Origin of the sequence: Flavobacterium adhaerens (genome assembly GCF_040045115.1) — a bacterium.
GTDB lineage: Bacteria > Bacteroidota > Bacteroidia > Flavobacteriales > Flavobacteriaceae > Flavobacterium > Flavobacterium adhaerens.
Genome location: NZ_JBDLZX010000005.1, coordinates 65,367 through 86,597 on the forward strand (window position 1 = coordinate 65,367; position 21,231 = coordinate 86,597).

Below are 21,231 nucleotides of genomic sequence, written 5' to 3' on the forward strand. Positions count from 1 at the left end.
TTGGATGAATAAAGTTACCTTCTGTTTTGTATAATTTCTGAAAGTAGTTTTTTGGCTCGTAGTAGTTTGATTTTAACGTTGCTCAAAGGCTCGTCTATTTTGTTGGCTATTTCTTGATAACTCATCTCTTGAAAATAACGCAGTTGAATTACCTCTTGATAATGAGGTTTTAATTCTTTGATGTATCGCAGTAATTGAGAGAGATTTTGCTCTGTAATCAATACATCTTCTGCCGATGGAGCTGTGTCGGCCACATTATAAGCTGTTTGGTCTTGTTCGTCAGTAATTTCGATGAATAGACTCGATTTTTTTTTCCGAATTAAATCAATATGTACATTCTTGGCAATAGAAATTAGCCAAGTATTAAATTGATATTCTGGATTGTAAGTGGCAATTTTGTCAAATGCTTTAGAAAAAGTTTCTATAGTAATATCCTCGGCAGTGGTTTCGTTTTCAGTTCGTTTTAACATGAAACCGTAAACCTCATTCCAGTAATAATCCAACAGAAAAGTAAAGGCAATTTGGTTCCCGTTCTTGGCTTTTTCTATTTGTTCACTTATTTCCAATGTGCAGGTTTTGAAATGATATTGGTAAAAAAGACATTAATTTGAGTGAATATAAGTATAATTTCTATAATAGGATACCAATACATCACATCTTTTTCTTTTAATTTCCCTGCGGCAAAACCAAGTGTTAACCAAGTGAATAAATATCTAAACCCAATTAGGCTTACTACTATTATCCATTGATGCTGAAATGCTAATAAAACAATAGGTAATAATAAAAATAGCAATTGAGAACTAAAGAATAATCCTAATTGTATTTTGTCAAATGTCTTGTAATGTTTTGCGGTAGCGATGTGTCTTCTTTTTTGGATAAACCATTCTTTGTAAGAGGTTTTTGGTGCTGAATATGTAAAGCTGTCCACCGAGTAGCTAATGGTTGTGTTTTTAGAATTGGATGCTTGATTGATAAATAAATCATCATCACCCGAACGAATTTGAATATGATCTATAAAGCCATTTACGTTAAAAAATTCTTCTTTTTTGTAAGCCAAATTGCGTCCAACTCCCATATAAGGTTTGCCTGTTTTTGCCCAAGAAAAATATTGAACCGCAGTTAGCAAAGTTTCATATCGAATTATTTTGTTAAGGAATGAATTGGCAATTTTTTCATATTTTCCATATCCTAAAACAATTGTTTTTTCTCTTGTAAATTGCGCACTCATGTTGGTTATCCAATCTTTTGAAGTTGGATAACAATCAGCATCGGTAAATAATAAGTACTCTTTTTTGGCAGATTTAATTCCCAATGTTAGAGCATATTTTTTGTTACCCCAAAAGGCTTCGTTGTTTTTTACTTTTACCAAACGAATATTTGGATATTGTTTTTCGAATTCTTCAAAAATTTCCAAAGTATTGTCGCTTGAGGCATCGTCAATCAAAACGATTTCAAAGTCTGGATAATTCTGTTCTGCCAATAAAGGAACGTATTTTTTTACATTTTCTTCTTCATTTTTTGCACAAACGATAACCGAAATAGGAACGTTTTTTGGATTGACTACTTGTTTTTTTGCAAAAGAAAATTTGGCAAAAATAATTAGATAATAAAAAAGTTGTACAACAACTATAGCAATAAAAAAGTATAAAGTAATGTTTAGCATCTTTTATTTTTTGGCTTTAAAAACGATTACAAATGTACTTAGCAAATGTCAATTTTCAACACAAAAACGATAATTACTTTGAACAATTATTCATTTCTTTTGCTATTGCTTGAGATAGTGTTTTTTTGATTTTTTTTTACTTCTTTGATAATAGATTTCTAATTTTTATAAAAAAAACTACTGATTTGTTTTTATTATTTTTACTTTAAATCACATTTACTTCAGCTTCTATTTGTATTCCAAAAGTATCAAAAACGGTTTTCTGAACTGTCTTGGAAACAGCCAAGATTTCTTGTCCAGTTGCTCCTCCATAATTGACTAAAACCAAAGCTTGATTTTTGTGTACGCCAGCATTACCAAAACGTTTTCCTTTTAGACCAGCATGCTCGATAAGCCATCCTGCAGGTACTTTGACTTCGGTTTCCGAAATATCGAAGAATTTCATTTCGGGAAATTTTTGGTGAATAGGCTCAAAATCGGTCTTTAATAATATTGGGTTTTTAAAGAAACTACCGCTATTTCCCAATTCGGCGGGATCTGGTAATTTACTTTTTCGAATTGCAATTACTGCGTTGCTTACGTCTTTTAAGGTAGGAACTGTCACATTGTTTTTGGCTAATTCGGCTAGAATGTCTCCGTATTTGGTGTTTATTTTGTGATTGCGTTTGGTTAGTTTGAAAACCACTGAGGTAATAATATATTGGTCTTTTACTTCATTCTTAAAAATACTTTCGCGGTAACCAAAATTACATTCTTCATTGGTAAAAGTTCTCGTTTCTTGAGTTGCAATATTTACTGCTTCGCAAGAAACAAAAGTATCTTTGATTTCGGCACCATACGCACCAATATTTTGAACAGGAGTTGTTCCAACGTTTCCAGGAATTAATGACATGTTTTCTAATCCACCATAATTTTGTTCGATGTTCCAAAGTACAAATTGGTGCCAGTTTTCGCCTGCTTCACATTCAATCCAAACAAAATCATCATCTTCGTTTATGATTGTTTTTCCTTTTAGATCAACATGAATGACCAATGCATCTATATCTTTTGTCAACAACATATTGCTTCCGCCACCTAGGATGAATTTTTTTTCGCTTGGGTTTTCGACTAAGACGGTTTTCAGTTCAGCAACAGTATGTACAGCAACAAATCGTTTAGCTTTGGCTTCAATGCCAAAAGTATTGTAGTTTTTTAAAGAAAAATTGGACTGGATTTCCATGTGGAATTATGATTTATATATGTGTTTTTTAAAATTATTCGGTGTACAAAGCCCTTTCGATAAAATCATTAAAAGGTTTTAGAATCAACATTTTTTCGATAATTGTAGGAACAAAGTCTTTTTGAGTTACTAATTTAGAGTCAATCTTTTGAGTTGCGATAAAGCTTTTCAATTTTAAATGTTCAATTGCAGGATCTTCTTTGTCGTATCCTTTCGGAGGATTTTTTAGTGTTGTGGCTTCGTTTCTATCTAAATCTCCAAAGGTTGACTGAAACTTTTTGTCATTCAAAATATTGGTTAAATCATCGTAGAAAAAGTGAATTTCTTTTCTGATTTTCTGAATCTGTTCAGGTTCTGGACAATATATTCCTCCGCCAATGAAGCAATTTTCATTTTCGATATGCAAATAATAACCCGGAGCTTCTGTGTGTTTTGCTCCACCAGAAATCCAAATTCCTAAATTAGTTTTATAAGGAGATTTATCTTTAGAGAAACGAACATCACGATTGATTCTAAAAGTGCAATTTTTAACTTCCAGCATTTCGATTGAGGGGTCGTGAGGTTTTAAGGCATCAAGCAAAGATGCTATCAGTTGATGATAGTCTTTCTTTACGATTTCGTATCTTTTTTTATTGTCTAAAAACCATTCTCTATTATTGTTGGTTTTTAAATCTGCCAAAAAATCTAAGGTGTCTTTTGAGAGCATAGGCTGATGGTTATAACAGTTGTTTTTTTAAGTCTTTTTCGCTTACAAATCCTGATTGTTGCCATTTTACGGCTTTGTTTTCGTAGAGCACAAATGTTGGTAGTTCACTGATTTTTAATTCTTGCATTATGGTTTTGTTTTCGTCAGCATTTAGCCGAATAATAGTGACATTATTCGCCATTTCTTTTTGCATTTTCAAAACATAAGGTTCCATTTTTTTGCAAGGAGCACACCAAGGCGCATAAAAGCTAACCAATATTTTTTTGTCAGTATTTAATAATTTGTCGTATTCCTGCTTGTTGATTCCAATGATTTTGTTGTTTGGTTTTGCCAGTCCTGCAGCTTCCCATTTGAGCATTCCGCCGTCAAGATTGTAAACAGTTGTAAAGCCTAATTCGACTAATTTTTCAGAAGCTTTTAGACTTCGGCCGCCGCTTTTGCAATACACAAAAACGGGTTTGGTTTTGTCGTATTTGTCGGTTCTTACAACAAAGCTTTCGCTGAGCCAATTCACGTTATCGGAATTGTCGATATGTCCTGTAGCGTATTCTTCGGGTGTGCGAACATCTAGGATTTGGGCATTTGAATTGGTTTTTATTTTTTCAGAATAGGACTTAACATCAATAGTTTGAACCGCATTTTGGGAATGACAACCAAATGTTACTAATGTTATAAAAAATAAAAAAAAAGATTTTAATTGCATTGGGGTATATTTTTTTAATTGTTGTAAAAGTAAGCAATTTTTGCTGTCTGAATTTGGAACCAATCTTAAATAAAAATCACAAATTAAAAATAGTATAACTCTGTAAGGTGGCTTTTACAATGGTTTCGGTGCGTTCTGGGTGTGTGTCTGAAATAAAGAGTTGGCCAAAGGTATCGTTGTTAACCATTTCGATTATTTTAGAAACTCGGTTTTCGTCTAATTTATCAAAGATATCATCAAATAGAAGAATGGGTTTTACACCGCTCTGTTTTTTTAAGAACTCAAATTGAGCTAATTTCAGGGCTATTAAAAACGATTTTTGCTGTCCTTGTGAACCAAATTTCTTGATAGGATAATTGTCTATTTCAAAAGAAAGATCGTCTTTGTGGATACCAACACTGGTGTATTGCAACATTCTGTCTTTGTTGATGTTTTGTTGTAAAAGTGTCAGTAAATCATTTTCGAATAAATGACTTTCATAAATGATTTGAACGGATTCTTCTGATCCCGTGATATTATGGTGATGAAGGTTGAAAATAGGGACGAACTCTGCGATGAAAGCTTTTCTTTTTTCAAATATAAACTGTCCGTACTCGGTGAGTTGTTCGTTGTAAATAGATAACGTGTCATTGTCGTAAGTATGATTCAAAGCAAAATATTTTAACAAAGCATTGCGTTGACTCATTACTTTTTGGTACTGAATGAGATGTTGTAAGTAGTTTGCATCTAGTTGCGAAATCACGCTATCCATAAATTTTCTGCGGGTTTCGCTTCCATCAATAATTAAATCCCTATCGGCAGGCGAAATAATTACCAAGGGTATAAAACCAATGTGATCGGAGAATTTATCGTAGGCTTTTCCGTTGCGTTTCAAGACTTTTTTTTGACCTTTTTTTAGGCTGCAAATAATTTGCTCGGTTCTTTCGTTTTTGTCAAATTCGGCATCAATGACAAAGAATTCTTCTCCGTGTTTGATGTTTTGTACAGCCAACGGATTGAAGTAGCTTTTTCCGTACGACAAATGATAAATAGCATCCAAAACATTGGTTTTTCCGATGCCGTTTTTGCCTACAAAACAATTGATTTTGTTGTCGAATTCGAAATTGGCTTCGGAAAAATTCTTGTAATTGAATAAGGATATTTTTTTTAAATACATCGGAACGTCTTTCTGGAATTGCTGTTTTGAAGGGTTTTTGTGGCTGTTCAAAACGGCTGCAAATTATTGAAAAATATCGATATATTGGGAAAAGTGTTGCCGAAAATAATTGAATTTCTGAGGCAATCTGGAAGTTTTGTTTGTGTAAGTGAGGTTTATTTTTCGGTCCAATATTTTTCCTTCAAATGTGTCGTTGGCTGAATGTCACAACCTGATACAAATATCCTGAAAACGGGTTTGTCGATTCCGTAATAAGGAATCTGGTCTTCAAAATAAGTAATATTCATTTTTAGCAAGATATTTTTTAATTCTGTGATTTTGTCTTGATCGCTAGAAAAACCTATGCAATGTATTTCGGCCCATTTGTCTGAACTAATTTGGCCAAAAGCATATGCAACTATTTCGCTTTCTGTTTTAAAGTGTCTTATTTTTTGCTTTTTACCACGTTCTGTGAAGTACCAAATATAGAAGTCTTCTTTTTTTTGAATCTCATAACCTTCATAAATACTATTACCATTTATCGAGTAACTGTCAAAATTATAACAATTTTCTTTCATCCAGTTTTCTAGTTCGATTCTTGTTTTGGGCAAATAATTGTTTTTCATTTAGAAGTTTATAGGGTAAGTGCTTTTTTGGGTTATTTAAGATTTAATCGAAAGTTTTTTAGGCTTTTTTGCAGCAATCGTCCAGTTTTTCATAAGCTTGGCTGTCTGCTTTGATATCGTCTGCATCATACCCTAATTTTGAAATTGTAGTTTTGATGGTTTGTAAATCGGTTTTTTCAGCGTTGTAGTAAACAGTAATGGTCATGTTTTTTTCGTCTAGTTCGTACATTTTTACGCCCTTTATTTTGTAAAGACTCTTTTGAAAGTTTTTTCCGCAGGTTTCGCAAATTTTGCAATGATCACAGTTTAAAACAGTTTTTATGACTGCTTTTTGGTTTTTTTTGGATTGAGCCGAAACAGAAAAAGTTAGTAAGCCAAATAGGAGTGTATATAATATGTGTTTCATTTTTTTCTTTTTTTCAAATATAAAAAAAAATTGACTATAGATTTCTAGGGAGATAAAAGTTAAGAGTGAATCGGTGTGACAACTCATAAACAGAGTTTGTTTTTTATAGAATAAATTCTTCGTCAGTCATCTTTGCTGTTTTTGGAACGCCTTGAACATATTTATCAAAACCATTAATACGACCATGATTTAGGTCGAAATTCTGGAGGACTTGTTCCTGTTTTTCTTCGAAAATTTAAGATGTTGGTGTTTTTTTTGTTTTAGAAATTCAGGCTCAGACGACTATTTGTAAAGAATACTATAAAGGTTTGTGATGTCTTAAACCATTGTTTAAAATGATAGCAAGCATTTGGTTTTAATTGCTAAAAAAGCTCTTTTTGTCCAATCTTTGATGGTTTTAGAACAAAAACCTCGTGCTTGTTTTCGTAGTAAAAATGGGGGCTGATGAATATTTTTCTAAAAATTAAGATAAAATTCAAATTTTTTACGTGCATTAGAATAAAAATTTTATTTTTGCCGTTCACTAAATTAAATTTTAAATGGCTACTTACAATAAGAGAGGATATAAAACACCAAAAGAAAAGGAAGTTAAAGACGATGCGATTGAAGATGTAATGATTGATGAAAAAGACAGCGCTACAGCTGAGGTTTTTTCTAAATTAGATGAAACAGCTTCTAGAACTGAGGATTGGGTTGCTAAAAATCAAAAAATCATAATCGGAGTTGTTGGAGCTATTACGTTGATAACTGTTGGTTATTTTGCTTATCAAAAATTTATTGTTAACCCAAAAGAGGATGATGCTGCTAATGAAATGTTTGTTGCTCAATCTAATTTTGAAAAAGCAACTAATGGTGTTGCAAGTGATTCGTTGTATAAATTAGCATTAAATGGATCTGAAGGTAAATTTGGTTTTATAAAAATTGCCGAAGAATATTCAGGAACTGCTGCTGGAAATTTAGCAAATTATTATGCAGGTATTGCTTTCTTAAATACTGGTAAATTTGATGAAGCTATTACAGCTTTAGGTAAATTTAGTTCAAGTGATATTATTTTGAATGCTTTGGCTAAAGGAGCTATTGGCGATGCTTATTCTGAGAAAAATCAGCCAAAAGAAGCTTTAGAATATTATGTAAAAGCAGTTGAGGCTAGCAAAAATAATTTTACTACTCCTCGTTTCTTAATGAAAGCAGGAAAAGTGGCTTTGACTTTAGGAAATAAAGAAGACGCTTTGAAATATTTTACAGATATTAAAGATAATTTTGAAAACACACCTGAAGCTGCTGCAGTAGATGGTTTGATTGGATTGGCACAGTAATCTTGTTGGCAGAAGGTAGATAGCAGTTTTCTGCAATCTAAAATCTGCGATCTAAAACCTAAAATAAAGATGGCTACCGAAAATAAAAATTTATCTGAGTATGATAAAACAACAATCCCAAATGCGAAAGATTTTCGCTTTGGGATTGTTGTTTCTGAGTGGAATGATGTAATTACCGAAGGACTATACAATGGAGCCCACGCAGCTTTATTGGATAATGAAGTACTTCCTAATAATATTATTCGTTGGAATGTTCCTGGAAGTTTTGAACTGATTTATGGTTCAAAGAAGATGCTTCAAACTCAAAACGTTGATGCTGTAATTGCTATTGGATGTGTGATTCAAGGACAAACCAAGCATTTTGATTTTGTATGCGAAGGGGTAACGCAAGGAATAAAGGATTTAAACGTGCAAACGGATATTCCAGTTATTTTTTGTGTATTGACTGATAATACAATGCAACAGTCAATTGATAGGAGCGGTGGAATTCACGGAAACAAAGGAACCGAAGCAGCTATAGCAGCTATAAAAATGGCATATATACGCCAACAAGCTTCATTGACCCATGTTATCGATAGTCAACATTTGTTGTCATCTGGTGCATTACAAATAGAGAATTTACCTTTACAAATAGAAGAGTAAAAAACATTTTTTAAAATATTTTAGACCTATACTGTTCTTGAATAGTATAGGTTTTTTTATGTTTTTTTTGTGATGAGTTCTATTTTAATAGACTCTCTTAATTACTATATTTGATATTATTTGAGTTAAAAAAATAAACCATAAGAGTTGTTTCTAGTGCTGAGAAATGATTTTGATGTTAGTTTTTAAAGGGTTAGCACAACTAGTGAATTTGCTTATTTGTGAATAACAAACTGAGAAAAAACAACAGAAATTGTTTAAATTTGTATTCTTTGGTTTTAAATGGAAATTTAGAAATCAGCAATCAAAAAACGTTAATCTACAATCATAAATTTTTCAATGTCGAGTATAATTCAATTGCTTCCAGATCATGTTGCGAACCAAATAGCTGCTGGTGAAGTAGTACAAAGACCAGCTTCGGTTGTAAAAGAGCTGCTGGAAAATGCTGTTGATGCTAAGGCTACTGATATTAAATTGATTATCAAAGATGCCGGGAAGTCATTGGTACAAGTGATTGATAATGGTTGCGGAATGAATGTTACCGATGCTCGTATGTGTTTTGAGCGACATGCTACTTCAAAGATTCGTCAAGCCGAAGATTTGTTTTCTTTGCATACCAAAGGGTTTCGAGGTGAAGCATTAGCCTCTATTGCAGCGATTGCTCACATGGAAATGAAAACCAAATTGGACCAAGAAGAATTAGGGACACATATTGTGATAGAAGGGAGTAAATTTATATCACAAGATGTGGCAGTTTTACCTAAAGGAACTTCATTTGCGGTTAAAAATTTATTTTTTAATATTCCGGCTCGTCGTAATTTCTTAAAATCAGATACAGTAGAATATCGTCATATTATTGATGAGTTTCAAAGAGTAGCATTGGCTCACCCCAAAATACATTTTACCTTTTATCATAACGGAAATGATATGTATAATCTGCCTCCGTCGAGTTTAAGACAACGTATTGTTAATTTTTTTGGAGGTAAAACCAACGAAAAATTGGTTCCCGTTACCGAAGAAACCGAGATGATGACTATTCAAGGTTTTGTGAGTAAACCCGAATTTGCAAAGAAAAATAGAGGAGAACAATTTTTCTTTGTCAATGATCGATTTATAAAAAGTCCGTATTTACATCATGCTGTAATGGCTGCTTATGAAGGGATTTTGAAAGATGGTTCTCAACCGAGTTATTATTTGTATCTAACGGTTCCGCCAAATACGATTGATATTAACATTCATCCAACAAAAACCGAAATCAAGTTTGATAACGAAAGTGCGATGTATGCTATTTTAAGGGCTTCTATTAAGCACAGTTTGGGACAGTTTAACGTCGCTCCTGTTTTGGATTTTGATCGAGATGCAAATCTCGATACTCCTTATCATTATAAAAATATGGAGGTTGAAGTTCCTACAATTCAAATTGATAGGAATTTTAACCCTTTTTCCGAAGAAAAAACTGCGCCTGCAAAAAGTTATCCATCGTATAAAAAAACAGAATTATCTGTTGGTTGGGAAAGTTTGTATTCTGAAGTAAAAAATGATACTAGTATTGTTTCCAGAGGAAATGATTTTACTGTAGAAACTAATGAATTAACTTTCGAGAACAATGAATTTGCTTTTGAGAATGAAGAAGTAACTTCGTCATTATTTGATGAAGAAGAAGTAGAGCAAGCGGTTCAAAAAACATATCAAATTCATAAAAAATATATTGTTTCTCCTATAAAATCAGGAATGGTGATTGTAGATCAAAATAGAGCACATCAACGTATTTTGTACGAACAATTTTTATTGAATATGACTGTTCAGCATGCTTCGAGTCAGCAATTGTTATTCCCAATCAATTTGTTTTATTCGACTACCGAAATGGAGCTCATTGCTGAATTGCAACAATCGTTGGTGAATACAGGTTTTGTTTTTGAAGAATCAAATTCAGATCATATCGTAATTTCTGGTATTCCTGTAAATAGCACCGAGAGCGAAGTGGCTGCAGTATTAGAACAATTATTGAGTGATTTGCATAACGGAATCCCAGAAAATAGCTTTAGTCAAAATGATACTATTGCTAAATCAATGGCCAAAAGTTTGGCCGTCAAAACAGGAGAGTATTTAACCGAAAAAGAACAAGAGAATATTGTAAACGGACTTTTTGCTTGCAAAGATCCTAATGTTTCACCATTTCAAAAACCTACTTTCATCACCATGCGTGTGGAAGATTTAGATAAAAAATTTGCTTTATGATGAATATCACACCTACCGTAAAACAGCTGTTAATCATTAATATCCTTTTTTATATTGGATCAATGATTGTTGGCGAACCAGCTTATAAAATGCTTTCTTTGCATTTTTTTGAGAATCCTGATTTTCATGTTTGGCAGATTTTTACACATATGTTTATGCATGCTTCTTTGCCAAATATCATGCATATTGCTTTTAATATGTTTGCCTTGTATTCTTTTGGTTCGGCATTAGAACATTTTTGGGGTGGTCGAAAATTTGTGTTTTTTTATATTTCCTGCGGGTTGGGAGCTGCATTATTACATACAGGGGTTAACTATTATTTCTTTGAAAATGCCATCAATATTTTGGTAGAAAATGGGTATGCTAAAAATGAAATTTTAAAAGTTTTGGCTGATGGAAATTTTAATCCTCATTGGCAACAATTGTTGTCTGAGTCTGATTTTCAAGAATTTATAGGAACCTATATTGGAACTGTAGTTGGGGCATCTGGAGCTATTTATGGATTATTAGTTGCTTTTGCTTTTATGTTTCCTAATGCCGAATTGGCTTTGATGTTTATTCCAATTCCTATAAAAGCAAAATATTTTGTACCAGGAATTTTGCTTATTGATTTATTTTTAGGATTCAAAGGACAGTCCATTTTTGGTGCAGGAAGTACAGGAATAGCTCATTTCGCTCATATTGGTGGTGCTGTAACAGGATATTTGATGATGTGGTACTGGAAAAAAACACAGTTTAATAATAATCGTTGGAACTAGTTTTTGGCAAAATGTTTAATTGTTTGAAAAATTTAAGAGTATGAATATTCTAGATGATTTGAAAATGCAATATAGATCTGGAGGCATTGCCCTAAAAATGATCTATTGGAATATAGGTTGTTTTTTAGGATCCTTAATTTTCTTTTATCAATATTCTGTTGGGCAATTTGCTTTTCCTAGTTGGGTAGCATTGTCATCTGATGTGTCTTCATTGGTCTTTAAGCCTTGGACTCTTTTGACTTATGCTTTTTTTCATGATGGATTTTTACACATATTCTTTAATATGATAGTGTTGAATTTTGCGAGTTATTTATTTCTGACTTTTTTTACGACTAAACAATATTTAGGACTTTATTTTTTGAGTGCAATTTTTGCAGGATTAATTTTTGTTTTGGGATTTAATTTGATGCAATTAAGCGGTTCAATTGTAGGAGCATCAGCAGCAATAATGGCTATCTTGGTTGCAGCCACCACTTACAGTCCACTGATGCAGGTGCGATTATTATTGGTGGGTAACGTCAAATTGTGGCATGTTACAGCCGTAATTTTAATTTTAGATTTAATGCAGTTTCGTTTAGGGAATTCAGGGGGACATTTGTCACATTTGGCCGGTGCTTTTTTTGGATTTGTTTATGTGAAATTGCTTCAAAACGGAGTTGATTTAAGCAAAGGAGTTACTACTGTTTTTGATTTTTTTGCCAATCTTTTTAGAAAACCCAAAACACCTTTTAAAAAAGTCCATAAAAACTATCAAAAGCCAATCGAAAGACCTGTTTCTAAAATAGTTGTCAAAGATAAAAAACAACAACAAATCGATGAGATTTTAGATAAAATTAGCCAGTCTGGATACGATAGCTTGAACCAAGAGGAAAAAGAATTCTTGTTTCATGCAGGAAAATAGGTTAATTTTATAATAATATTATACTGTAAATCGAGAGCTTTTGAAGCTAAAAGTTCTAAATACATTAAAAAATGAAGAACCTTTCATGGTTTAATAAAGGAATGTATCTTTTGAATTTGGTACTTATAGTGCTAACATTCATTGCTTATTTACTCCCTTTTTTGGCACCCAAAATTTTCCCCTCTTTATCTGTACTAACCCTGTTTATGCCTGCCTTTTTTTTAGGTAATGGGTTGTTTTTTCTTTATTGGATGCTACAGCTAAAAAAAAGAATGATTTTATCAGGATTGGTTCTGTTGGTTGGAATTACTTTTTTTAACAAATTTTATAAGTTCTCTGCCAAACAACATACTGAAAGCGATAAAGATTTTACTGTGATGAGTTATAACGTGCGATTATTTAATGTGTTTAAATGGTTGGATCGAGACGATATTCCCGATGTAATTTTAGAATTTATCAATACACAGAATCCTGATATATTGTGTATTCAGGAGTTTTCTAACTCAGCCAAAATAGATCTTAAAGTTTACCCTTATAAATATGTTTTAATGGAGGGCAATCAAATTAAAACAGGACAAGCTATTTTTTCTAAATTTCCTATTATAGAGCAAGGAAATATTGTATTCCCTCATTCTAATAATAATGTTGTTTATGCCGATATAAAGAAAGGGAAAGATATTATTAGGGTTTATAATATGCATTTACAATCAATCAAAATTTCTCCTGATGTGAATGAAATTTCAGAGAATATTGATGCTATGGATCAACAAAAATCCAAATATCTTTATACTAGAATTAGTAAGGCCTTTAAACAGCAACAAGAACAAGCGGCTATTTTTAAGGAACATGAAAAAAATTGTAAATACCCCATAATTATTTGTGGAGATATGAATAACAGTGCTTTTTCGTATGTATATCGCAATATCAAAGGAAAACTTAAAGATAGCTTTGAAGAGGCTGGTGTTGGTTTTGGGGCCACATATAAGTTTAGATATTATCCTGCCAGAATCGATTATATTTTTGCCGATGAAACTATGGAAGTGAAACAATTTGAAAGTTTTTCTGAATTTCAAAACTCAGATCATTATCCTATAATGGCAAAGCTATCTATGGAATAGTATGAAATTTTTTTGTGTTTGGTGGCGCTTGTTTTATCTAACGAGCGTTTGATTTTTTAAATAATCCATTGCAAATTTTCCTTCATTAAACAACAAATCAAGAACACTTAAGTTGTTCAGGAATCCATGTTTGTCATCAAAAACTTGAGGGTAGGGTTCAAAAACACATTTGTCTTTTTTTCCATTTATCAAATAACGAAAATCAACAATTTCTGGATTTGAAATTTCGTGAAAGTATTCGTTTGTAGTGTTGAAATCAAGTTTTATTCTCAGGCATTTACACACAATTTCAAGAACTTCCATGTTAAGATCCATTAAGAAGGTGTGTTTTTTTTGGAAAATAGGAAGCAAATCGTCTTCAAAATATTCAAAAAAAGGAGAGCTTCTGTATGCGGCTTCTAAGGATTTGAAATGCTGTTTTTGCCAGTCAAATTCTTGTTCTATTTTGATCTCTTTTGTTTTTTGGTGATGTGTATTGGAGTGTTTGATTGGGATGTTCAATAACTGAACTCCGTTTGGACTATAGATATAAGTACGATTACGGTTAGTTTGTTTTTGAAAATTATCCTCCATTTCAAACGTAATGTTATCAGCTTGCGCCATAGCTGCAAATTGACTTATAGATGGGAAATAGGAGGGGTGTAGTATAATATCCATTTTTTAAAATGTTTAAAGTTTAAAGTTTGGGATGTTTTGTTAACTTTTATTCTCAAACTTTAAACTTTTTAACTTAAATATTTTGTTTGGCTTTTCTTTTTTTCCAAAAATACTCTCCTACAAAGAATGCAGCAAGTGCAATTAGAAAATATTTAAAATAAGATTGTGGTTGTCCTTCACCGTCAACAGTGGTAAACACCCTATCCCATCTTATTTTGTTAAGACCAGCTCCGTTTGTATCCCAACTTAGCCAGATAAAGATTGGTTTTCCTACAATATGGTTTTCAGGAACATATCCCCAATAACGACTGTCTTCAGAGTTATGGCGATTGTCTCCCATCATCCAATAGTAATCTTGCTTAAAAGTGTAGGTCGTGGCTACTTGGCCATTAATCAAAATTTTGTTACCCTCTACTTCTAAAGTGTTGTTCTCGTAATCTGTAATGATTGTTTGGTAAAAAGGTAAAGATTGCAAGTTTATGGTTACTGTTTTTCCTTTTTGTGGAATATAAATTGGTCCGTAATTGTCGCGATTCCATAATTTAGTATGTGGAAAAACACCATATTGTCCCGTTTCTGGAGTATGAGAAACATTGCGAATTACATTAACTATTCCTGGAACATTTTTTAATCTTTCAGCATTTGCAAATGTCAAGGCAGCAATTCCAATTGTGTCTTTTTGTTGACTGATATAGTTGATACCATCGGTAATATCCATGTCTCTAAATAATGCTTCAAAATTGATAGGTGTTTTGCCATCTAAAACAATTTTGTATGAAAACTGAGGTTTTGCACGTTCTGGCAAAATTAATTCTTTACCATTGATGAATATTATCCCGTCTTTTATAGCTAAACTATCGCCAGGGATTCCCACACAACGTTTTACATAATTTGATTTTTTATCAATTGGTTTGTCAACTCTAAGTCCAGAATGATCTCTAAATTTATAAACGGTATCAGTAGGCCAATTGAATACAACAATGTCTGTTCTTTCTATAGTTTGAAAACCTGGAAATCTCAAATAAGGCAATTGAGGCCAATTCAAATACGATTTTTTCTTTGTCAATGGGATAGTGTCGTGTACCATTGGCATTGCTACAGTTGTCATTGGAACCCTTGCTCCATAATTCATTTTGCTTACAAATAAAAAATCTCCAACTAATAATGATTTTTCTAATGATGAAGTTGGAATGGTGTAAGGTTGGATAAAATAGGTGTGTACAATTGTTGCTACAATAATCGCAAAAAGTAAAGAACTTATAGTGTCAGAAGTTTTGTTTTCAGGGTTTAAATCTCTGTCTTTTATGTAGTTAATCGGTTGTGAGTAGTTGATGTAAAAAACGTAAAAGCCTAAAGTTACTATTGCCAAGAAGCTATCTAAAGTTGTTTTTTTTCCAAAACTACGAACGGTTTCTACCCAAATTACGGGGAACATGATCAAATTGATTATTGGGATAAAAAGCAAGAAAGTCCACCAAGTAGGGCGACCAATTATTTTCATCAATACGATAGCGTTGTAAACAGGTATTGCAGCTTCCCAACTTTTTCGTCCAGCACTTTCGTATAGTTTCCATGTTCCTAAGAAGTGAATTACTTGTACTGCTAAGAAAAAAACAAACCAAAAATATAAAGTCATAATTTTAAATATTTGATGTTAAAAAATTGAAGTTAGAAAATCTTGAAATCAATTTTATTTTTTATGATTATTTTGAATTTATATTCAATACATCTTTCATAGAATAAATCCCTTGTTTGCCCGCAAGCCATTCGGCAGCAATCACAGCTCCTAATGCAAAACCTTCACGATTATGAGCCGTGTGTTTAATCTCTATAGAATCTATTTCAGAATTATAAGTCACAATGTGAGTCCCAGGAACAGTTCCAGTTCTTACAGCTTCTATATGAATTTCATTCTCTTTTGCTTGTTCTAATGTCCAGCTTTTGTAATTACTGTTTTCAATAATTCCATTTGCTAGAGAAATAGCTGTACCGCTCGGAGCATCAAGTTTTTGGTCATGGTGTATTTCTTCCATATCTACTTTGTAATGCTCAAATGGAGCCATGATTTTGGCAAGATATTCATTGAATTCGAAGAAAAGGTTTACTCCAAGACTAAAATTTGAACTCGAAATAAAACCACCGTTGGTAGCTTTGCAAAGCGCAATCATTTCGTCATAATGTTCTAACCAACCTGTTGTTCCAGAAACTACAGGGACATTTGTATTAAAACAACTTGAAATATTACTTACGGCTGCTGAAGGGACGCTGAAATCGATAGCAACATCGGCTGTTTCAAGTCCATCATAAGTGTTGAATTCGTCTTTTTTTAAAACAATTTCGTGTCCTCTTTCTAAAGCAATTCTTTCGATTACTTTACCCATTTTTCCGTATCCTAAAAGCGCAATTTTCATTATGTATATTTTTGATTTTTTAAAAAGAATCGAATATTATCGAATCTAAAAACGATAGTTAAGTGTTAGTCCAAAGTTTGACTTTAATGTTACAACATCTGGGGTAATTTCTGGTTTTACCGATAAAGTTTGATTGACGTTGAATTGTAATAATGCCGCATCTACATTGGCATCTATAATGTTTAGAACATAAAAACCAATTACAAAAAGTCCAGATAGAGATGCGTTTCTTTGGTAAAATTCTTGTGCAGAAATTAATTGAGTGTCTGTAAGATAGTCGTATTTTGGATCAGGATTCCCCGCTAAGCGACCTTTGTAAGCATCTCGGTATTCGTGGTATTTCTTTTTATTGTCAACATAAAAATACAAACTGGTTCCAATTGCTCCGTAAACAATTGGAATTTTCCAGTATCTTTTGTTGTATGCTTGACCTAAACCCGGTAAAATAGCCGAATAAAATGCTGCTTTTGCGGGAGTCAAAGGGTCTATTTCTACAAGTTTTAATGTGTCTTGTGGTTGTGCAACGCTTTCTTTTTTTGCTTGTGCAAAAATGGTTGCGTTTCCAAAAAGAAAAAGCAATAGACCTATGAATATGATTTTATTCACTACCCTTCAATTAGTTTTATAATTCTGTTGAAGTCTTCTTTTGAATGAAAAGGAATGGTTATTTTTCCTTTGCCATTTCCTGCAACTTTAACATCTATTTTGGTTCCGAAATAGTTGTTAAAAGTGCTAATGTCTTCAGTGTTAATTTCAAAAGAAGCACTCTTTGTTGGAGTTACGGGTTTTGGTTTAAGACTCTCATGATAGTTTTTTACCAAAGTTTCAGTCTCTCTAACCGAAAGGTTTTGGCTTACTATTTTTTGATAAATATCGGTTTGAACGTCATGATCTTCAATATTGATGATAGCACGACCATGTCCCATGCTAATAAAACCGTCTCGTATTCCTGTTTGAATAATTGGATCTAGTTTTAAAAGTCTTAGGTAATTAGAAATAGTTGAACGTTTTTTTCCAACTCTTTCACTCATTTGTTCTTGTGTCAACTGAATTTCATCAATTAGACGTTGGTACGAAAGTGCAATTTCTATAGGGTCTAAGTCATGACGTTGAATATTTTCTACCAAAGCCATTACTAATGATTCGTTGTCGTTTGCAATACGAATATAAGCAGGAACTGTAGTAAGTCCTATTAGTTTTGAAGCACGTAAACGACGCTCTCCAGAAATTAACTGGTACTTATTAAAGTCTAATTTGCGAACGGTAATGGGTTGAATTACCCCTAATTCCTTGATAGAGGTGGCAAGTTCACGTAGTGATTCCTCGTTGAAATTACTACGGGGCTGAAATGGATTTATTTCGATAGCATCAATTTCAAGCTCTATAATATTTCCGACAACTTTATCAGCGTTTTTATCTTCAACCGATTGGATATCGTTTTCTGGATCTTTTAATAATGCTGATAAACCTCTACCTAAGGCTTGTTTTTTTATTGCTTTTGACATACAACTATTTACTATTTTTCTTTATAATTTCTTGGGCCAAATGAATGTAGTTAACAGCTCCTTTGCTAGTTGCATCATAGTTGATAATGCTTTCTCCAAAACTAGGAGCTTCACTTAATTTTACATTACGTTGAATTACAGTTTCAAAAACCATATCATTAAAGTGTTTTTGAACCTCTTCAACCACTTGGTTCGATAAACGCAATCTCGAATCAAACATTGTTAATAATAAACCTTCAATGTCCAAATCGGGATTGTGAATTTTTTGAATACTTTTAATCGTATTCAATAATTTACCCAATCCTTCTAATGCAAAATATTCACACTGAATTGGAATAACAACTGAGTCCGAAGCGGTCAAGGCGTTTAGGGTTAATAAACCCAGAGATGGTGCGCAATCAATCAAGATGTAATCGTATTGATCTTTTACGCTTTCTAATGCTTTTTTAAGCATGTATTCTCTATTCTCTTTGTCAACTAATTCAATCTCAATTGCAACAAGGTCAATGTGTGCCGGTATCAAATCAACATTTGGAGAAGAACACTTAATCGCCGCCTCTGTAGGTGTATTGGTATGTTCTAAAATTTGATATGTTCCAATCTCAACAGATTCAACATCAATACCTAAACCTGATGTGGCATTTGCCTGTGGATCAGCGTCTATTAGTAATACTTTTTTCTCTAAAACACCAAGTGAAGCAGCTAAGTTGATAGAAGTCGTTGTTTTTCCAACTCCACCTTTCTGATTCGCAATCGCTATGATTTTGCCCATTTATTTTCTAAATTTTGAATGGTAAAAATACAATTATTTATGGGTTTTGAAAATGTATTTTGTTAACAAAAACAAATAGTTTTAAGTTATGACCTTATATTTTGATGAATATCTACGTTTGTGTCTGTTTTTATACGGGATAGCATAAAAAAGAGAACCAAATAGGTTCTCTTTTTGAGTGTTTTTTATCTGAATTATTTGTTTTTTTTATGTTGTTTATCGATTTATTTAGTTGTTTTAACGATTCTTTTTGGCTTTAATCATCATCTCTAATTGGTCCCAAAGTTCTTCTGGAATTGCTTCCAGTAAATTGAATTGTCCAGCTCCTTTTAACCATTCGCCTCCATCGATTACGATAACTTCCCCGTTGATGTAGGCCGAAAAATCCGAAACTAAATAAGCTGCTAAATTGGCTAATTCTTGATGGTCTCCAACTCTTTTTAAAGGCACTTTTTTTGACATATCAAATTTTTCCGAAAGATCTCCTGGAAGTAGTCGATCCCAAGCTCCCTTAGTAGGGAACGGACCTGGAGCTATTGCATTAGTTCGAATTCCGTATTTTGCCCATTCTACTGCAAGACTTCTGGTCATGGCTAAAACTCCAGCTTTTGCAGTGGCGCTTGGAACAACGTAGGCAGAACCTGTCCATGCATAAGTAGTTACTATATTTAAAACTGTTGCTGAAGATTGTTTGGTGTCTATCCAGTGTTTACCAAATGCTAGGGTACAATTTTTAGTTCCTTTTAGAACAATATCGATTACGGTGTCAAAGGCATTTGCTGATAAACGCTCTGTGGGTGAAATGAAATTTCCAGCTGCATTGTTTAGTAATACATCGACTTTGCCAAAGTTTTTGAAAACTTCTTGCAACATGTTTTCGACTTCTTCATAATGACGAACATCGCATTGTATTGGTAAGCAGATGCCTCCAGTTTCGGTTTCAAGCTCTTCAGCTGTTTTTTTTAATTTATCCAAATCCCTTGAAGTGATGGCCACCTTGGCTCCTAACTCTAGAAAATATTTAGTCATAGCTTTGCCTAATCCGCTTCCGCCTCCAGTAACTACAATGGTTTTACCTTGTAATGCGTTTTCTCTTAACATTTTATCGGTATAATTCATATCTTTTTTGTTTTGAATTGTAAATGTACTAAAATTAAAAATTATGCACGCATACTAAATTTAATTTATGGAGGTAGGACTTCAAAACCAGAATTTTTGTGAGTTCTTAATTGAAAGAAGTTGTGTGGGGTGGGGAGAGAAGGGGGTTGAATAGGCTTAAACTGAGCAGAGTCTTTTGGCTGCTTCTTCTAAAGTTGTATTGTCTTTGGCAAAACAAAATCGGATTAACTTTAAATCTTTTCCATCAGCATAAAAATTTGAAATAGGAATAGCTGCTACACCGTAATCTGTAATTAAGCGTTTGCAGAAATCAACATCGTTTTCATTTGAAATACCTGCGTATGAAACTACTTGAAAATAGGTTCCTTTGCACGGCATCAATTCAAATCTGCTGTTTTTTAATAACTCTCTGAAATAATCTCTTTTTTCTTGATAGAAACTACCTAAGTCTTTTACATTAACAATGTCTAAATATTCGCTTATTACTGCTTGTGAAATACTATTGACACTGAAAACTAAAAACTGATGCACTTTTTTGATTTCTGTCATTAAGTGTTCTGGAGCTATGAGATAGCCAATTTTCCAGCCGGTTATATGAAAAGATTTGCCAAATGAAGATGCTGTTATACAACGATTTTGCAATATAATTCGGGTATGAGCAGAAATGTGTTTTTCTTCAAAAGTGATATACTCATAAACTTCATCAGACAAAACGATGATGTCGGGATATTTGGAAAGGATTTTTTCTAATTGAAGAAAATCACTTTCAGATAATATCTTTCCAGTTGGATTATGCGGATTATTGATGATAATCATTCGAGTTTTCTCAGAGCAAGCCTTTTCTATAGTTCCCCAATTTGGAGTGTAATCATTATTTAATGCTACTCGAATAGGTTTAGCGTTGCAGAGTAAAACAGGAGATTCGTACGAATCATAACTTGGATCAAGGATAATTACTTCGTTATTTTCTTTGATTAATGCTAAAATTGAAGTGAAAATTCCCTGAGTGGCACCAGTAGTTATGAGAAGTTCGGTTTCAGGATTTATTATCCTGTTATAAGAATCCTGGGTAAGCTTTGCAATTTTGTTCATCAACGGAGGATAGCCTGCCATTGGTGTATATTGATGTACATTTTTCTTTGCTAATTTTGATATGATATTGGTTAGTCTATCATCGACAGGAAAATTTGGGAATCCTTGTGAAAGATTGATTGCGTTGTATTCAGTCGCCATTTTGGACATTACCGTAAAGATGCTTGTGGTTATTTTAGGTAGTTTGCTCATGCATGAATGAATTTAAAAGAGATTGTAAAAATAACTGCTTTATGTTTTCTCT

The 21,231-nt window shown here is 32.9% G+C and carries 22 protein-coding genes; 6 read left to right on the top strand and 16 right to left on the bottom strand.

Translation table 11 applies throughout. From position 1 onward, the window contains the following. Positions 1–14: 14 nt before the first annotated feature. The 8 genes from ABEB18_RS08290 to ABEB18_RS08325 all read right to left on the bottom strand — a co-directional run bounded on the left by ABEB18_RS08290 (position 15) and on the right by ABEB18_RS08325 (position 6,458). Positions 15–566, bottom strand: a complete 552-nt coding sequence (locus ABEB18_RS08290; protein ID WP_348798788.1) for an RNA polymerase sigma factor — start codon at positions 564–566, stop codon at positions 15–17. Further along, positions 557–1,663 carry a glycosyltransferase gene (locus ABEB18_RS08295; RefSeq protein ID WP_348798789.1) on the bottom strand — a complete coding sequence of 369 codons (1,107 nt, stop codon included), beginning with the start codon at positions 1,661–1,663 and terminating at the stop codon, positions 557–559. The genes ABEB18_RS08290 and ABEB18_RS08295 overlap by 10 nt, the downstream gene beginning before the upstream one ends. 205 nt (positions 1,664–1,868) lie before the next feature. After that, entirely contained in the window at positions 1,869–2,882 is a 1,014-nt protein-coding gene (gene murB / locus ABEB18_RS08300; RefSeq protein WP_348798790.1) for a UDP-N-acetylmuramate dehydrogenase, read from the bottom strand. A gap of 34 nt (positions 2,883–2,916) precedes the next feature. Continuing rightward, positions 2,917–3,588, bottom strand: a complete 672-nt coding sequence (locus ABEB18_RS08305) for a DUF2461 domain-containing protein (RefSeq protein WP_348798791.1) — start codon at positions 3,586–3,588, stop codon at positions 2,917–2,919. A 10-nt stretch (positions 3,589–3,598) separates the two neighbouring features. After that, the gene (locus tag ABEB18_RS08310) at positions 3,599–4,291 is read right to left on the bottom strand and encodes a thioredoxin domain-containing protein (protein WP_348798792.1); all 693 of its coding nucleotides are present in this window, start codon (positions 4,289–4,291) and stop codon (positions 3,599–3,601) included. A 76-nt stretch (positions 4,292–4,367) separates the two neighbouring features. Next, positions 4,368–5,447: a DNA replication/repair protein RecF gene (gene recF, locus ABEB18_RS08315; protein ID WP_348798794.1), complete on the bottom strand. Its 1,080-nt coding sequence runs from the start codon at positions 5,445–5,447 to the stop codon at positions 4,368–4,370. 155 nt (positions 5,448–5,602) lie between these two features. Continuing rightward, positions 5,603–6,052: a hypothetical protein gene (locus tag ABEB18_RS08320; RefSeq protein ID WP_348798795.1), complete on the bottom strand. Its 450-nt coding sequence runs from the start codon at positions 6,050–6,052 to the stop codon at positions 5,603–5,605. 58 nt (positions 6,053–6,110) lie between these two features. Next, the gene (locus ABEB18_RS08325) at positions 6,111–6,458 is read right to left on the bottom strand and encodes a heavy-metal-associated domain-containing protein (RefSeq protein WP_348798797.1); all 348 of its coding nucleotides are present in this window, start codon (positions 6,456–6,458) and stop codon (positions 6,111–6,113) included. 539 nt (positions 6,459–6,997) lie between these two features. On the opposite strand from ABEB18_RS08325, the gene ABEB18_RS08330 reads away from it, so the two are divergent. From ABEB18_RS08330 to ABEB18_RS08355, 6 genes are all read left to right on the top strand, one after another. Next, positions 6,998–7,774, top strand: a complete 777-nt coding sequence (locus ABEB18_RS08330; RefSeq protein WP_348798798.1) for a tetratricopeptide repeat protein — start codon at positions 6,998–7,000, stop codon at positions 7,772–7,774. 69 nt (positions 7,775–7,843) lie between these two features. Next, positions 7,844–8,416, top strand: a complete 573-nt coding sequence (gene ribH, locus ABEB18_RS08335) for a 6,7-dimethyl-8-ribityllumazine synthase (RefSeq protein WP_348798799.1) — start codon at positions 7,844–7,846, stop codon at positions 8,414–8,416. A 339-nt stretch (positions 8,417–8,755) separates the two neighbouring features. Then, positions 8,756–10,654, top strand: a complete 1,899-nt coding sequence (gene mutL, locus ABEB18_RS08340) for a DNA mismatch repair endonuclease MutL (RefSeq protein ID WP_348798800.1) — start codon at positions 8,756–8,758, stop codon at positions 10,652–10,654. Continuing rightward, positions 10,651–11,412 (top strand): rhomboid family intramembrane serine protease, encoded by a 762-nt coding sequence (locus ABEB18_RS08345; protein WP_348798802.1) that lies wholly within the window; start codon positions 10,651–10,653, stop codon positions 11,410–11,412. Before mutL ends, ABEB18_RS08345 begins: the two co-directional genes overlap by 4 nt. 40 nt (positions 11,413–11,452) lie before the next feature. Continuing rightward, positions 11,453–12,313, top strand: a complete 861-nt coding sequence (locus ABEB18_RS08350) for a rhomboid family intramembrane serine protease (RefSeq protein ID WP_348798803.1) — start codon at positions 11,453–11,455, stop codon at positions 12,311–12,313. 71 nt (positions 12,314–12,384) lie between these two features. Then, positions 12,385–13,431 carry an endonuclease/exonuclease/phosphatase family protein gene (locus tag ABEB18_RS08355; protein WP_348798804.1) on the top strand — a complete coding sequence of 349 codons (1,047 nt, stop codon included), beginning with the start codon at positions 12,385–12,387 and terminating at the stop codon, positions 13,429–13,431. A gap of 33 nt (positions 13,432–13,464) precedes the next feature. Here the strand turns inward: ABEB18_RS08355 and ABEB18_RS08360 are convergent, their stop codons facing one another. The 8 genes from ABEB18_RS08360 to ABEB18_RS08395 all read right to left on the bottom strand — a co-directional run bounded on the left by ABEB18_RS08360 (position 13,465) and on the right by ABEB18_RS08395 (position 21,179). After that, on the bottom strand, positions 13,465–14,088 hold the full coding sequence (locus ABEB18_RS08360; RefSeq protein WP_348798805.1) for a WbqC family protein: 624 nt from the start codon (positions 14,086–14,088) through the stop codon (positions 13,465–13,467). Positions 14,089–14,161: 73 nt separating this feature from the next. Next, entirely contained in the window at positions 14,162–15,724 is a 1,563-nt protein-coding gene (lepB, locus tag ABEB18_RS08365) for a signal peptidase I (protein ID WP_348798807.1), read from the bottom strand. 67 nt (positions 15,725–15,791) lie between these two features. After that, positions 15,792–16,499: a 4-hydroxy-tetrahydrodipicolinate reductase gene (gene dapB, locus ABEB18_RS08370; protein WP_348798808.1), complete on the bottom strand. Its 708-nt coding sequence runs from the start codon at positions 16,497–16,499 to the stop codon at positions 15,792–15,794. A 45-nt stretch (positions 16,500–16,544) separates the two neighbouring features. After that, positions 16,545–17,105 carry a DUF5683 domain-containing protein gene (locus ABEB18_RS08375; RefSeq protein WP_348798809.1) on the bottom strand — a complete coding sequence of 187 codons (561 nt, stop codon included), beginning with the start codon at positions 17,103–17,105 and terminating at the stop codon, positions 16,545–16,547. After that, the gene (locus ABEB18_RS08380) at positions 17,105–18,004 is read right to left on the bottom strand and encodes a ParB/RepB/Spo0J family partition protein (RefSeq protein ID WP_348798810.1); all 900 of its coding nucleotides are present in this window, start codon (positions 18,002–18,004) and stop codon (positions 17,105–17,107) included. Before ABEB18_RS08380 ends, ABEB18_RS08375 begins: the two co-directional genes overlap by 1 nt. A 4-nt stretch (positions 18,005–18,008) precedes the next feature. Continuing rightward, complete coding sequence (locus ABEB18_RS08385) at positions 18,009–18,776, bottom strand: ParA family protein (protein ID WP_348798812.1); 768 nt, start codon at positions 18,774–18,776, stop codon at positions 18,009–18,011. 237 nt (positions 18,777–19,013) lie between these two features. Next, positions 19,014–19,895, bottom strand: coding sequence for an SDR family oxidoreductase (locus ABEB18_RS08390; RefSeq protein WP_348798814.1), 882 nt, complete (start codon positions 19,893–19,895; stop codon positions 19,014–19,016). A 156-nt stretch (positions 19,896–20,051) separates the two neighbouring features. Further along, positions 20,052–21,179, bottom strand: a complete 1,128-nt coding sequence (locus ABEB18_RS08395) for a methionine aminotransferase (protein ID WP_348798816.1) — start codon at positions 21,177–21,179, stop codon at positions 20,052–20,054. Positions 21,180–21,231 lie beyond the last annotated feature (52 nt).

Excerpts from the sequence above, each read along its gene's own strand:
- mutL (WP_348798800.1), top strand. The coding sequence starts at position 8,756 with ATGTCGAGTATAATTCAATTGCTTCCAGATCATGTTGCGAACCAAATA.
- ABEB18_RS08320 (WP_348798795.1), bottom strand. The coding sequence starts at position 6,052 with ATGAAAAACAATTATTTGCCCAAAACAAGAATCGAACTAGAAAACTGG.
- ABEB18_RS08395 (WP_348798816.1), bottom strand. The coding sequence starts at position 21,179 with ATGAGCAAACTACCTAAAATAACCACAAGCATCTTTACGGTAATGTCC.
- ABEB18_RS08380 (WP_348798810.1), bottom strand. The coding sequence starts at position 18,004 with ATGTCAAAAGCAATAAAAAAACAAGCCTTAGGTAGAGGTTTATCAGCA.
- dapB (WP_348798808.1), bottom strand. The coding sequence starts at position 16,499 with ATGAAAATTGCGCTTTTAGGATACGGAAAAATGGGTAAAGTAATCGAA.
- lepB (WP_348798807.1), bottom strand. The coding sequence starts at position 15,724 with ATGACTTTATATTTTTGGTTTGTTTTTTTCTTAGCAGTACAAGTAATT.
- recF (WP_348798794.1), bottom strand. The coding sequence starts at position 5,447 with ATGTATTTAAAAAAAATATCCTTATTCAATTACAAGAATTTTTCCGAA.
- ABEB18_RS08295 (WP_348798789.1), bottom strand. The coding sequence starts at position 1,663 with ATGCTAAACATTACTTTATACTTTTTTATTGCTATAGTTGTTGTACAA.
- ABEB18_RS08330 (WP_348798798.1), top strand. The coding sequence starts at position 6,998 with ATGGCTACTTACAATAAGAGAGGATATAAAACACCAAAAGAAAAGGAA.
- ABEB18_RS08350 (WP_348798803.1), top strand. The coding sequence starts at position 11,453 with ATGAATATTCTAGATGATTTGAAAATGCAATATAGATCTGGAGGCATT.
- ABEB18_RS08390 (WP_348798814.1), bottom strand. The coding sequence starts at position 19,895 with ATGAATTATACCGATAAAATGTTAAGAGAAAACGCATTACAAGGTAAA.
- murB (WP_348798790.1), bottom strand. The coding sequence starts at position 2,882 with ATGGAAATCCAGTCCAATTTTTCTTTAAAAAACTACAATACTTTTGGC.
- ABEB18_RS08345 (WP_348798802.1), top strand. The coding sequence starts at position 10,651 with ATGATGAATATCACACCTACCGTAAAACAGCTGTTAATCATTAATATC.
- ribH (WP_348798799.1), top strand. The coding sequence starts at position 7,844 with ATGGCTACCGAAAATAAAAATTTATCTGAGTATGATAAAACAACAATC.
- ABEB18_RS08305 (WP_348798791.1), bottom strand. The coding sequence starts at position 3,588 with ATGCTCTCAAAAGACACCTTAGATTTTTTGGCAGATTTAAAAACCAAC.
- ABEB18_RS08325 (WP_348798797.1), bottom strand. The coding sequence starts at position 6,458 with ATGAAACACATATTATATACACTCCTATTTGGCTTACTAACTTTTTCT.
- ABEB18_RS08310 (WP_348798792.1), bottom strand. The coding sequence starts at position 4,291 with ATGCAATTAAAATCTTTTTTTTTATTTTTTATAACATTAGTAACATTT.
- ABEB18_RS08355 (WP_348798804.1), top strand. The coding sequence starts at position 12,385 with ATGAAGAACCTTTCATGGTTTAATAAAGGAATGTATCTTTTGAATTTG.
- ABEB18_RS08360 (WP_348798805.1), bottom strand. The coding sequence starts at position 14,088 with ATGGATATTATACTACACCCCTCCTATTTCCCATCTATAAGTCAATTT.
- ABEB18_RS08385 (WP_348798812.1), bottom strand. The coding sequence starts at position 18,776 with ATGGGCAAAATCATAGCGATTGCGAATCAGAAAGGTGGAGTTGGAAAA.